Origin of the sequence: Streptomyces sp. NPDC002602 (assembly GCF_042889445.1) — a bacterium.
GTDB lineage: Bacteria > Actinomycetota > Actinomycetes > Streptomycetales > Streptomycetaceae > Streptomyces.
Genome location: NZ_JBIAQX010000014.1, coordinates 120,036 through 132,941 on the forward strand (window position 1 = coordinate 120,036; position 12,906 = coordinate 132,941).

Consider the following 12,906-nt stretch of genomic DNA (forward strand, 5'->3'; position numbering starts at 1 on the left):
CGGGGCCGCGTGATCGCCTCCGGCGGCCCCACCGTCGCGGGGGCGCCGGCCGCCGAGCCCGAGGCCGCCGCCCGTGCGCGGGCCGGGCGGGGACCCGGATCCGGCGATCCCGGCGCACCCGCCCCCCTGGGTCGGTACCTCGCCAAGGCCGCCGCCGTCACCGCCGGCCTCACCGCCGCGGGGGCGGTGTTCGGACTCGTACGCGACCAGACCATCGCCCACCTCTTCGGCGCCGGGCACGACAGCGACGCGTTCCTCATCGCCTGGACCGTCCCCGAGATGGCCTCGACGCTGCTCATCGAGGACGCCATGGCGCTGTTGATGGTGCCCGCCTTCAGCCACGCCCTGGCCCGCCGGGCCGCCGACCGCGCCGGCCTCACCCGCAAGGAGGCCCGCGCGCAGGACCCCGTACGGCTGCTCGTGGCCGCGACCCTGCCGCGGCTGCTGGTGCTGCTGGCCGCCGTGGCCTCCCTGCTGATCGTCGCCGCGCCGCTCGTCGTGGGCGTGCTCGCTCCCGGGCTGCCCGATCCCGACCTGGCCGTCCAGTGCACCCGGCTGACCGCCCTCACCGTGATCACCTTCGGGATCGCCGGATACTTCAGCGCGGCGCTTCGGGCCCACAGATCCTTCCTGCCGCCCGCCGCGATCTACGTCTCCTACAACGTCGGGATCATCGGCGCCATGGTCGCCCTCCACGCCCTGTGGGGAGTGCGGGCCGCCGCGGCCGGGGTCGCCCTCGGCGGGGCGCTGATGGTGCTCGTCCAACTGCCGGCGTTCATCCGGGACGTGGGCTTCGGACCGTCCCGGGCCAAGGGCGCACCGCGCAGCCGGCGCGACCGGGACCGGCCGACGCTGATCGCCTTCGGGCTGATCGCCCCCGTCATCTTCTTCGCCGTCTTCCGGCAGTCCCAGGTCCTCGTCGAACGATTCCTGGCCGCCTCCCTCCCGTCCGGAGCCATCTCGCACCTGAACTACGCGCAGAAGGTCGCGCAGATGCCGATGGTGCTGTCCCTGATGATCTGCACGGTCACCTTCCCGGTCGTCGCCCAGGCCATGGCCGGCGGCGAACGCGAGAAGGCCCGGCGGCGTGTCGAACGGGACCTGGCCCTGGCCTCCCTCGCCGTCCTCATGGGCACCGCCCTCGTCATCGGGTACGCGCCCCAGATCATCCAGGTCCTCTTCGAACGCGGCGCCTTCACCCACCGGGACACCGTCGCCACCGCCTCCGTGATGCGGGTCTACGGCCTCGGACTCCTCGGCCACTGCCTCGTCGGGGCGCTGTCCCGGCCCTTCTTCTCGACCGCCCGGCCCACCTGGTTCCCGGCGGTCGCGATGGGCGCCGGGCTGCTCGTCAACATCGTCTTCGGAGCCTTCGCCGTCGGCTGGTGGGGGACCTACGGGATCGCCGCCGCCAACGCCGCCGGCATCTCCACCACCGCCGCCCTGCTCCTCACCGGACTCGGCTCCCGGATCGTCGCCATCCAGGTCCGCCGGGTCGCCGTCAGCATCGGCCGCCTCGCGGTCGCCGCCGTCGCGGCCTGCGCCACCGGCTGGATCGCCGGCCCCAAGATCCCCGACCCGTTGCTCAGCGCCGCACTCGGCTGCCTGCTGGTCCCGGCCATGTTCGGGGCCACCGGGATGGCCATGCGGGCACTGGAAGTCACCGTGCTGCCCGCCCAGATCGCCCAGCTCACCTCCCAGCTCACCCAGAGGTTCCGCAATGCCCGCTGACACCGACACGGAGGCCGCCGCCGTGGTGGTCCCCGCCCGCCGGCCCGCATCGCCGTGGGTCCTCATGTACCACTCGGTCGCCGAGTTCACCGACCCCGCCGAGGACCCGTACGGGATCACCGTCACCCCGCGCGCGCTGGAGGCCCAGCTGTCGTGGCTGCGCTCCCGGGGGCTGCGCGGGGTGTCCGTCGGCGAACTGCTCCGGGCCCGCGCGGCCGGCCGTGGAGCAGGGCTCGTCGGACTCACCTTCGACGACGGGTACACCGACTTCCTCACCCGGGCGCTGCCCCTGCTGAACCGGCTCGACTTCACCTCCACGCTGTTCGTGCTGCCGGGGCGGCTCGGGGTGGACAACGTGTGGGACCCGCTGGGCCCCCGCAAATCCCTGCTCACCGGCGAGGGCATCCGCGAGGTCGCCGCCGCCGGGCAGGAGATCGGCTCGCACGGGCTGCTCCACCAGGACCTCACCGTCACCCCCGACGAGGTGCTCCGGCAGGAACTGCGCGGCAGCCGCGACCTGCTGCGGGAGCTGACCGGGACGCTGCCCGAGGGGTTCTGCTACCCGTACGGGCACCTCGACGCCCGGGTCGTGGACGCCACCCGGGCCGCCGGGTACGGCTACGCGTGCGCCATCGACCCCGGGCGGCTCGCCGGCCCGTACGCCCTGCCCCGTACGCACGTCAGCCAGGCCGACGGCGGGGCACGGCTGCGGATCAAGCGGCTGCGGCACCAGGTGCGGGAGCTGCGCAGGGGGGTGGCCGCGCGATGAACGCGACGGACGGGATGAAGTCGCTCAAGGTGCTGCACGTGATCACCGGCCTGGGCGTCGGTGGAGCCGAGCAGCAACTGCGCCTGCTGCTGCGCCACATGCCCATGCGGTGCGACGTGCTGACCCTGACCAACCCGGGCCGGGTGGCCGAGGGGCTGCGGGCCGACGGTGTGCGGGTCGTCCACCTCGGGATGAAGGGCAACCGGGATCTCGGCGCGCTGCCCAGGATGGTGCGCTTCATCCGGCGCGAACGCTACGACCTGGTCCACACCCACCTGTACCGGGCCTGCCTGTACGGGCGGCTCGCGGCCCGACTCGCGGGCGTGCGCACGACCGTGGCCACCGAACACTCCCTCGGCGAGGGCGAGATCGAGGGACGCAGGCTCTCGCGCGGGGTCCGCGCCCTGTACCTGACCGGCGAACGCCTCGGCGCGGCGACGGTGGCCGTCTCCGACACCGTGGCGACGCGGCTGGAGGGCTGGGGGGTGTCGGCCGCGCGCATCCACGTCGTACCGAACGGGATCGAGGCCGTCCGCTTCCGCTTCGACGAAGGCGTGCGCAGGGCCACACGGGCTCGGACCGGGCTCCCGGAACGGGCCTTCGTGGTGGGCGGGGTCGGCCGGCTCGTGCCGGGCAAGCGGTTCGACGTGCTCGTCCGGGCCGTTGCCGCGCTGCCGGGGGCCCACCTGCTGCTGGCCGGCGACGGCCCCGAACGGGCCGCGCTGCGGCGGCTCGCCGCCGACCTCGGCGCCCAGAGCCGCATCCACCTGCTCGGGGAACGGGACCCGCTCGGCGACAGCGCGGACGGGCGAACGCCCGGCATCCCCGCCCTGCTGGCCGCGATGGACGTCTTCGTGTCCCCGTCGCGGGAAGAGGCCTTCGGGCTCGCGGTCGTCGAGGCGCTCGCCGCCGGACTGCCCGTCCTGCACGTCACCTGCCCGGCCATCGACGACCTGCCCGCGACACAGGCGCCCGGGGCGCGGCGGATCGGCACCGGGACGGAGGAGCTGGTCGCCGCGCTGCGCGGACACATGGAGGCGGGGGCAGGCCGGTTGCCGGCGCCGCCCGTGGTGCGGCGGTACGACATCGCGCGGAGCGCGGAGCGGTTGCTGTCGGTCTACGCCGAAGCACTGGCCGCACCGCGCGAGGGGGGCCGGGGCGCCGCCGCGGACCCGGACGCGGACGTCGCCCCGGACGCGGATGCGCGGCGGGGGGCCGGTTCGCAAGGGGTCGGGGTGCCGGCCGCTCCCGGGCGCGGGCCGGACGCACGGGGGGACGCCGCCCGGCCGGGGGCCGTGAGCACGCCCGGCCGGGGCGACGGCTGATCAGTCCTACCGCAGGGGCCCCGCAGCGGGGCCGAAGGAAGTTCCCTCCACTCAGGAAGCGAGCACGCACATGGCCGACACCGCCGACCAGAAGAAGTCCGACCAGACGAAGGCCGAGCAGAGGAAGGCCGAGCAGAGGAAGTCCGACCACCGGTCCGCGAAGAAGGCGCGGACCCGGTTGTCGGGGCCCGCGTGGTGGCCGTTGCCCGTTTGCGCGCTGCTGGGACTGGCCGCCGGCGGGGCGTACGGGGTGCTCAAGGCGCCCGAGTACGCCGCCACCAGCTATGTCGTCGCCGTCCCGGACGACACCACCGAACCGGCCACCGCCCTCGGCTTCGCCCAGGCCTACGCCCGCATCGCCACCAGCAACTCCACCCTCGCCTACGCCCAGCCCCGCGCCGGCATCAGCGCCCACCGGCTGCGGACCCAGGTGCGCGCCGAGACCTCCCCCGAGTCTCCGATGATCGCCATCACCGGTACCTCGAAGAGCCCCTCCGAGGCCGCCGACATCGCCAACGCGGTCGCCGACGCCCTGTCGCTGAGCAGCAACCAGGCCGCCAAGAACACCGGTGTGCAACTGCTGCTGTTCAACCAGGCCGTCGCACCGACCGACCCGGCCTCGGCCTCCGCGCCGCTCAGCGGAGCCGTCGGCCTTTGCGCCGGCGGGCTCGTCGGCGGCCTGTGGATGCTGGCCCGACCCGGGCGCCGGCGCACCGACGAGGTCGTCGCCGAGAGCCCCGAGGTGGCCGAGAGCCCCGTGGCCGGCGAGTTCGCGACGCTGCCCGCGCAGGGCGAGCACACCACGGCCAAGGAGAAGGAGTCCGTGCGATGAGTTCGGGCTCCGCCGGGGGCCTGTCGGTGACGTTGTGTCGGGATTCCCGGCAGTTCGCCGCGCTGGAAGAGCCGTGGAACAGGCTCGTCCGCGGCTGCCCCACCGCCACCCCCTTCCAGAGCCACGCCTGGCTGCACTCCTGGTGGCTGTCGTACGGGAAGGAGGGCCGGCTCCGGCTCGTCCTCGTGCGCCGCGGCGAGGAACTGGTCGGCGTCGCCGCGCTGATGCTCGTCCACCGGCCGCTGCCGCTGCTGGTGCCGCTGGGCGGCGGGATCACCGACTACTTCGACGTGCTCGTGGCCCCCGAGCACGCCCGTCAGGTCGTTCCGGCGCTGGCCCGCGGGCTGCACCGGGCCGCCCGGGGCGCGGTCGTCGACCTCCGCGAGGTGCGGCCCGGGGCGGTCGCCGAGGCGCTGTTCCGGGAATGGCCCGGGGCGCGGGCCAGGCTCACCGACTCCACCTGCATGGAACTGCCCGCGCTGCCCTTCGACGAGCTCGTCCGGCGCATGCCCTCCTCCGGCGCACAGCGGGTGCGGGCCAAGCTCCGCAAGACCGACGCGGCCGGGATCGAGGAGCACGACGTCACCGAGCAGGAGGTGCCGCGTGCCGTGCGGACGCTGCTGCGGCTGCACGAGAAGCAGTGGCGGGGGCGAGGGGTGACCCCCGAACACCTCAAGCCGCGCTTCGCCGAGCACCTGACCCGGGCCGTCCGGCGGATGGTGCGCGTCGGGGAGGGCCGACTCACCGAGTTCCGGCTGGACGGGAACGTGGTCGCGGCCAACGTCACACTGCTCTCGTCGGCCCTGAGCGGCGGGTACCTGTACGGGGCAGACCCGGACCTGCGCGACCGCAAGGTGGACATCGCCACCCTGCTGCTGCGCCACGAGGCCGGCCGGGCCCTCGAGGAGGGGCGGCCGGTGGTGAGCTTCCTGCGCGGCAACGAACCGTACAAGAACCACTGGCGGCCCGAAACGGTGGTCAACCAGCGGTTCCTGCTGGCCACCAACGCGCTCGCGCCCCTGCTGCGACTGCACGAGTCGCAGGTGTCGGGGCGCGAGCGGGCGGTGGACGCGCTGCGCGAGGCGATGCCGGCCGCCAGGGACTGGCGGGCGCGGCTCAACGAACTGCGGGTGCGATGACGGGAGTCACGCGCCCTCGCCCGGACGGGCCGGTTCGTCTAGAAGGGCCAGAGCCAGCCCTTGCGCCAGTCGAGCTTGACGCAGACCGCCTGGTTGCCGACGAGCTTGGACAGCCACTCCCCGAAGTTGAGCGGCACGCACCACTGCGTGTTGTTGACGGGCGGCTTCGGCGTCGTCGGCTCGGCCGGCTCGGGCGTGGCGGCGGGCACGGACGGGCTCGGCGCCGCCGGGCTGGGGGCCGCCGGGGAGGGGCCCACCGGGCCGGGGGTCGCGGGGGAGGGGACCGCGGGGGAGGGCTTCACGACGGGGACCTCCGGGGACGGGCTCACGGGCGCCTCGACGGAGGGCTCCACGGACGGCTCGGCGGGAACGTCCACGGGTGGGAGGACCGGCGGGACGACCGGCGGGACCGACGGCGCCTGGGGCGTGGGCACCTGTGGCGTCGGGACCTGCGGGGTCGGGATCTGTGGGGTGGGGACCTGCGGGGTCGGCACCTGGGGGGTGGGGACGACGGGGGTCGGGACCACGGGAGTGGGGATCACCGGCGTGGGGATCACCGGCGTCGGGACGACCGGCGTCGGGACGACCGGGCCGGGCTTCTGCGGGGTGAGGGCCTCCTTGAACACCTTCGAGGACTGGGGGTTCTGCTTGCACTGCCAGACGCCGTGCGGGCAGTAGTCCGTGATGGTGTGGTAGAGCGGCTTGTGCTGCTCGATCCACTTGAGCATGCGCCGCACGTACTCCGGATTGTCCCCGCGCCGGAACAGCCCCCACTCCGGGTACGAGATCTCCTTGCCGTGTGCTTTCGCGAAGTCCACGTGCTGCTGGAGGCCGTACGGCTGCGAGATCTGGTCGTCGAAGTCCGTGCCGGGGCCCTGGTCGTACGAGTCCATTCCGACGATGTCGACCACGTCGTCGCCCGGGTAGCACTTGGTCCAGCCGATCGCGTCGGTACCGCGGTTCGGGGCGAAGTCGAACGTGAACTTCTGGCCGGGCACGGACCGCATCGCGGCGACGGCGCGCTTCCAGTACCGCTTCCAGTTCTCCGGGTCGGGCCCGCAGCGGTGGGTGTACGTGGTGCCGTTCATCTCCCAGCCCAGGACGATGACGGTGTCCGGGACGCCCAGCCCCACCAGCCGTTCGGCCAGCCGCTTGAAGTGCGGGTCGTGCTCGCCCCGCGCGCCCGCCCTGATCAGCCGGGCCACCTGGCTGTCGGACACCCGCTCCTCGTTGCGCTCCTGCATGGGCACGTTGAGGACGAACATCCGGTCGTCGTCCTCCTGGCGCCACGCGGCCCAGTCCGCGAGGAAACCCACGTTGCCCTCGATGCCGGCCCACCGGTCGCCGGGCAGATAGGTGTGCCCGACCCGGATCTCCTTGCCGCCCAGCCAGTTCGACAGGTAAGGGATCCGGGCCACCCCCGACGGCCCGTAGTCGAGATACGCGCCCATCGCGATGTCGGAGCCCTTGGGTGCTTCCTCGTCGGGCGCCGCGAGCGCGGCGCCGGTGGCCAGCAGTCCGGCCGTGACCGTGCCGACGCAGGTGCTCGCCAGTCGGCGGCGTGGTGTGGGCATGGCGTCTCCCGAGCTTCCCGAACCGGTGTGCTTGTCAACGACGTTAGGCATCACATCCGACGAATGGCCTGTCCGGTGACCGCTGCATAGGCCATTCGCAGGCGCACACCACCCCCGCTTGGTCCGACTAGGTGAAAGACACCGTTTTCATGCACGCGTTCGCCAACCATGTGCCCGCCGTTCTGCTCCGACTCGATCGCAACCCGTTCCACCACGGAACCCTCGGCGCCGTCAGATCCCTTGGGCGCAAGGGCGTGGAGGTCCATGTCGTCGTCGAGGCCGGGGGCGGTCCGGTGAGGCGTTCGCGGTATCTGCGCGCCGTGCATCCCGGGCCGGTCGGCGGGCTCGACCCCGAGACCCCGCAAGCCCTGCTGGACTGCCTGCTCACCGTGTCCGAGCGGATCGGGCGCCCCGCGGTGCTCGTCGCGATGGACGACCTCAGCGCCATCGCGGTCGCCCGGATCGCCCCGGCGCTCGACGAGCGGTACCGGATTCCCCATCAACCGGACGGCCTGCCCGCTCGGGTGGCCGACAAGGCCGAACTGTCGCGGCTGTGCGCGCGCTGGGACATCCCGCACCCCGAGACGGTGCTCCCGGCGAGCGGGGCCGAGGCGTCCGAGGCCGCCTGGCGGTTGGGGCTGCCGGTGGTGGCGAAGTGGAGCCGGCCGTGGCTGCTGCCGGCGGGCGAGGGGTTGCGGAGCACCACCCTGCTGCACAGCGCGGCCGAGGCGCGACGCCTGTACGAACGTTCGGCGCGGGCGGGCAGTCGGCTGCTGCTCCAGCGGTTCCTGCCGGCCGGTCAGGACACCGACTGGTTCTTCCACGGGGCCTTCGCGCGGGGCGGACACCCGCTGCTCGTGGGGTCCGGGCGCAAGGAACTGTCCTGGCCGGTGCGGACGGGGCTGACGGCCGTCGGCCGGTGGCTGCCCGATCCGGCGGTGGAGGAGGCGGGGCTGCGGCTCGCCGAACGCCTCGGCTACCAGGGGATCCTGGACCTCGACTTCCGACGTGACGAGCGGGGCTGCTTCCGGCTGGTGGACTTCAACCCGCGTCCCGGGGCCCAGTTCCGGCTGTTCACGGACACGGGCGGACTGGACGTGGTCCAGGCGATGTACCTGGACCTGACGGGGCAACGGGTACCGACCCCCTCGGGCGGGCCGGGCCGGGTGTTCGTCGCGGAGAACTACGCGCTGCTGGCGGCGGTGCGAGGGCGCCGGCTGCCGCTCGCCCCGCGGCCGGGGCGGGGGACGGCGCCTCGTCCGCACCCGGCCCGGAACCCTGCTCCGGAGCCCGGCGCGGCCCCGGCCCCCGGCGGCTCCCGGGACGGGGTCGTGATCCCGGACCCGGCGCGACCGGACCGGCCCGGCCGGGCGGCGGAACACCGGGTGGACCGGGGCGGCGGAGCCCCGGGCCGGGGTGACGGCGCCGGTGCGGCGTCCGCCTCGGCCGGGCCTGCGCGGGCCGCGCCGAGGGACCGGCGCGCGGAGGTGGAGGCGGCCTGGTTCGCCTCGGACGACGTGATGCCGTTCGTCGCGATGGTCACCGCGTTCCTGGGCCGGGGCTTCGGCAAGGGGGCCCGGGTCCTGCGGGGCTTCCCCGAGCAGGGCCGCCGTACCGCCCGGGCCGTGGTGCGCGCCCCCCGTCAACGCGGTCGGGAACAGGCGTCCGAGGGCGCCGGCGGACCGGCCGCGCGCCCGGCCCCGCCGGAGGCGGCGGAACCGGACGAGCTGGTGAGCCGGTGACACGCCTCATCCGGTGAGCACCCTCGCCCCGGGCGGGCCCGTCCGGGGCGGTCGGCCATGACAGTGGAGGGACAGCGATGACACGAATGGACGACCTCGTCGTGGTCGGCGCGGGGCCGTACGGGCTGTCGATCGCCGCGCACGCCGCGGCGGCCGGACTCCGCGTACGGGTACTGGGGCGGCCCATGGCGTCCTGGCGGGACCACATGCCCGAGGGGATGTACCTGAAGTCGGAGCCCTGGTCATCCAACCTGTCCGCGCCCGGCGGACGGCACACCCTCGCCGACTACTGCGCCGGCCAGGGCGTGCGGGCCGAGCACGGCGGACCGCTGCCGATCGCCACCTTCAGCGCGTACGGGCTCTGGTTCGCCGGTCGGGCCGGGCCCGAGGTGGAGGAGGCGACGGTCACGGAGCTGACCCCGCAGGGGGGCGGCTTCCGGATCAGGACCGCGCAGGGGCCGCCGCTGTTCGCCCGTACCGTCGCCCTGGCGGTGGGGGTGATGCCGTTCGTGAACTTCCCCGCCGTACTGCGGGACCTGCCGCCCGACCACTACTCGCACAGCAGCGGCCACCGCGACCTGACCCGGTTCGCCGGCCGGGAGGTCGCGGTGCTCGGGGCCGGGCAGGCGGCCCTGGAGACCGCGGCCCTGCTGGCGGAGGCCGGGGCGCGGCCGACGCTGGTGGCCCGGCGGCCCCGACTGAACTGGAACACCGTCCCGCAGCCCCTGGAACGGTCCCCGCTGCGAGCCCTGCGCGACCCGCACAGCGGGCTGGGCACCGGATGGCGCAGTTGGGTGTGGTCGGAACTGCCGTGGGCGGTGCGCCGGCTGCCCGCGGCGACCAGGGAACGGATCGCCGCCACGGCGCTGGGGCCGGCCGGCGCCTGGTGGCTGCGGGACCGCTTCGAACAGCGGGTACCGGTGCTGCTCGGCCACCACCTGCACCGGGCGGTCGCGACGGGCGACCACACCCGACTCCAGCTGACCTCCGCGACCGGGGAGTCCGTCGTCCTGGACACCTCGCACGTCATCTCGGCGACCGGATTCGCCCCCGACCTGCGCCGACTGGAACTGCTGGACGTCGGGCTGCGGACCGCGCTGCGCACCGTGGGCGGCGGCGGGACGCCCGAACTGAGCGCGGGCTTCGAGTCGTCGTGGCCCGGGCTGTTCTTCGCGGGGCTGCTGACGGCTCCCTCATTCGGCCCTTCCATGCGATTCGTGCACGGTGCGGGCTTCACGGCGGGGAGACTGGTGAAGGGAGTCCTGGGGAGGCTCGGCGCCCGGGGGCGACTGCCGGGTTCCGCCGCCGGCGACCGGCTCGACCGGGCCGCCGCCGGGCACCCCGAGAGGTAGCCGCGGTGAGACGTGTACACGGTGAGAGGTGAGAGGGGTCGCGATGGGCGCGGAGCGAGCACAGGGCGGCCGTGGCTGGGTACGCATCCCCGCCAGCCGTGCGGAACAGCCGCCGGCCCGGCCCAAGGGAGGATCCTTCGGCCCCGGTGACCAGTCCACGATCTACCTCTCCCTGCTGAAGCGCTGGCGGGAGGCCGGACGCACCCTTCCGGGGCATCCTGACGAAGAGTGGGAGCGGCTGATCTCCCAGCCGTGCTGGCCCGGCCGTTAGGTGGTGTGACGCGTGGCAGCGGCGGAGCGACCCGACAGACCCGCGCCGGACGGGCCGTACGGTGGCATGCCCGTGATCGGAGCCGGGGAGCGGCTCGCGCTCAACGGCATGGGCAGCTACGACTGGGACCTCGGCGCGGGGACCGTGTCGCTCGACGAGGCCGGCCTGGTGGTGTTCGACCTGGAGCCGGAGGAGTTCGACCACACCCCCGAGGGCCTGGGGCTGCGGGTTCCGGCCGATGACAGCGCGCGGCTCGCGGACACCGTGGTCGGGGTCCTGGACAGCGGCGAGGCGACGTACGGCTCCTACTTCACGGTGCGCCGGCGCGACGGCCGCGACCAGTGGACCCACATCCAGGGGCGGGTGCTGCGCGCCCCCGACGGCCGACCCCTGCGGATCGTCGGCATCGTCCGGGACGCGACGGCCGAGCTGGCCCACCTCACGGTGCTGCGGAAGCTGGAGTCGGCCCGCGCCCAGCAGGCCACCATCGTGCAGCGGACCACCGAGGCCCTGTCGCGGGCCGTGACCGTGGACGACGTGACGGCCACCCTGACGGGTACGGGAGCCCTGGAACGGCTCGGCGCGGACGGGCTCGCCCTCGGCCTCGTCGAGAACGGCGCCATCAAGATCATCGCGTTGAGCGGGGAGTCCCTGGACATCCTCAACGAGCGCAGATTCACCCGGCTGGACGGTTCGCTGCCGCTGTCGCAGGCGGTCCTCAGCCGCAAGGCGCGGTTCGTCACCTCGCTCTCCGATCTGGCGGCCGAGTTCCCGATGTTCACGGACTACCTGAACCGGATCCACTACGACGCGGCCGCCTACCTGCCGCTGATCGCGCAGGCCAAGGCCATCGGCGGACTGGTCCTCTTCTACAAGCGGCTCAGCGAGTTCAGCCCCGAGGAACGCAACCTCTGCCTGGGCCTGGCCGGCATCGTGGCCCAATCGCTCCAACGGGCCCTGCTCTTCGACCAGGAAAGGGAGTTCGCCACCGGTCTCCAGGCGTCGATGCTGCCGCGCCGGATCCCCGAGATCACCGGTGGCGAGATCGCGGTCCGCTACCACGCCGCCTGGAGCGGGCGCGAGGTCGGCGGCGACTGGTACGACGTGATCGCGCTGCCCCGCGACCGGGTCGGCATCGTCGTGGGCGACGTACAGGGCCACGACACCCACGCCGCCGCCATCATGGGCCAACTGCGCATCGCCCTGCGCGCCTACGCGGGGGAGGGACACCCGCCGTCCACCGTGCTGGCCCGGGCCTCCCGCTTCCTCGCCGAACTCGACACCGAACGCTTCGCGACCTGCATGTACGCGCAGGTGGACCTGGAGACCGGAGGGGTACGGGCGGTCCGCGCGGGCCACCTCGGACCGCTGATCCGGCACACGGACGGCCGAACGGGCTGGCCCAACGTGCGCGGCGGCCTGCCCCTGGGACTCGCCTCGATCTTCGAGCGGGAGGAGTTCCCCGAGACCCGGCTGGACCTGGTGCCCGGCGAGACCCTCGTGCTGTGCACCGACGGGCTCGTGGAGGAGCCGGGGACCGCCATCACCCAGGGCATGGAGGCGCTGGCCCACGCCGTCCGCAGCGGCCCCCAGGAGGCCGGGGCGCTCGCCGACCACCTCTCCGACCGGCTCTGGGAGCGGTGGGGCTCCGGCGACGACGTGGCACTGTTGGTGCTGCGCCGGGCACCCGACCCGGGCACGCACCGGGCGCCCCGCATCCACCAGTACATCCACCAGGCCGACCCCGAGGGCCTCTCGGAGGCCCGTTACGCCCTGCGGCAGGCCCTGCGCGACTGGGGCATGGCGGAACTCGCCGACGACGTGGAGCTGGCGGCGGGAGAACTGCTGGTCAACGCCCTGCTGCACACGGACGGCGGAGCGGTGCTGACCATGGAGGTGCTGCCGGAACCGGTGCGCCGGATCCGGCTGTGGGTCAAGGACCGCTCCAGCGTGTGGCCCCGCCGGCGCACTCCGGGGGAGTCGGCCACCACGGGGCGCGGGCTGCTGCTGGTGGACGCGCTGGCCACGCACTGGGGGGTGGAGTCCCGGGGCGACGGGAAGGCCGTCTGGTGCGAGTTCGACGCCGGGGGCGTGCGACCGGGCGTGGAGTGATCGAACGATCACCCCGAGTTGTGGCCTGCGGGAGGTGGCGCGATGATGCCGCCATGAAA

At 74.1% G+C, this 12,906-nt stretch carries 10 protein-coding genes; 9 read left to right on the top strand and 1 reads right to left on the bottom strand.

The window, feature by feature from the left end; genetic code table 11:
* Positions 1-9: 9 nt before the first annotated feature.
* The 5 genes from murJ to ACFYW3_RS29340 all read left to right on the top strand — a co-directional run bounded on the left by murJ (position 10) and on the right by ACFYW3_RS29340 (position 5,796).
* Positions 10-1,731: a lipid II flippase MurJ gene (gene murJ / locus ACFYW3_RS29320; protein ID WP_351749985.1), complete on the top strand. Its 1,722-nt coding sequence runs from the start codon at positions 10-12 to the stop codon at positions 1,729-1,731.
* Positions 1,721-2,500 carry a polysaccharide deacetylase family protein gene (locus ACFYW3_RS29325; RefSeq protein WP_351749984.1) on the top strand — a complete coding sequence of 260 codons (780 nt, stop codon included), beginning with the start codon at positions 1,721-1,723 and terminating at the stop codon, positions 2,498-2,500. Before murJ ends, ACFYW3_RS29325 begins: the two co-directional genes overlap by 11 nt.
* A complete protein-coding gene (locus ACFYW3_RS29330; RefSeq protein WP_389387864.1) occupies positions 2,497-3,825 on the top strand; it encodes a glycosyltransferase in 1,329 nt (442 codons plus the stop codon). Before ACFYW3_RS29325 ends, ACFYW3_RS29330 begins: the two co-directional genes overlap by 4 nt.
* A gap of 70 nt (positions 3,826-3,895) precedes the next feature.
* On the top strand, positions 3,896-4,657 hold the full coding sequence (locus tag ACFYW3_RS29335; RefSeq protein ID WP_351749982.1) for a lipopolysaccharide biosynthesis protein: 762 nt from the start codon (positions 3,896-3,898) through the stop codon (positions 4,655-4,657).
* A complete protein-coding gene (locus tag ACFYW3_RS29340; RefSeq protein WP_351749981.1) occupies positions 4,654-5,796 on the top strand; it encodes a GNAT family N-acetyltransferase in 1,143 nt (380 codons plus the stop codon). Before ACFYW3_RS29335 ends, ACFYW3_RS29340 begins: the two co-directional genes overlap by 4 nt.
* Positions 5,797-5,834: 38 nt before the next feature.
* Here the strand turns inward: ACFYW3_RS29340 and ACFYW3_RS29345 are convergent, their stop codons facing one another.
* Positions 5,835-7,370 carry a glycosyl hydrolase gene (locus ACFYW3_RS29345; RefSeq protein WP_389387865.1) on the bottom strand — a complete coding sequence of 512 codons (1,536 nt, stop codon included), beginning with the start codon at positions 7,368-7,370 and terminating at the stop codon, positions 5,835-5,837.
* Between the two features lie 131 nt (positions 7,371-7,501).
* Between ACFYW3_RS29345 and ACFYW3_RS29350 the strand changes: the two genes are divergently transcribed.
* The 4 genes from ACFYW3_RS29350 (at position 7,502) to ACFYW3_RS29365 (ending at position 12,847) form a co-directional block, all read left to right on the top strand.
* Complete coding sequence (locus tag ACFYW3_RS29350) at positions 7,502-9,112, top strand: ATP-grasp domain-containing protein (protein WP_389387866.1); 1,611 nt, start codon at positions 7,502-7,504, stop codon at positions 9,110-9,112.
* An 86-nt stretch (positions 9,113-9,198) separates the two neighbouring features.
* Positions 9,199-10,464: an NAD(P)-binding domain-containing protein gene (locus ACFYW3_RS29355; RefSeq protein WP_389387895.1), complete on the top strand. Its 1,266-nt coding sequence runs from the start codon at positions 9,199-9,201 to the stop codon at positions 10,462-10,464.
* A 43-nt stretch (positions 10,465-10,507) separates the two neighbouring features.
* Positions 10,508-10,735 carry a hypothetical protein gene (locus ACFYW3_RS29360; RefSeq protein WP_351749979.1) on the top strand — a complete coding sequence of 76 codons (228 nt, stop codon included), beginning with the start codon at positions 10,508-10,510 and terminating at the stop codon, positions 10,733-10,735.
* 66 nt (positions 10,736-10,801) lie between these two features.
* Positions 10,802-12,847 carry a SpoIIE family protein phosphatase gene (locus ACFYW3_RS29365; RefSeq protein WP_351749978.1) on the top strand — a complete coding sequence of 682 codons (2,046 nt, stop codon included), beginning with the start codon at positions 10,802-10,804 and terminating at the stop codon, positions 12,845-12,847.
* Positions 12,848-12,906 lie beyond the last annotated feature (59 nt).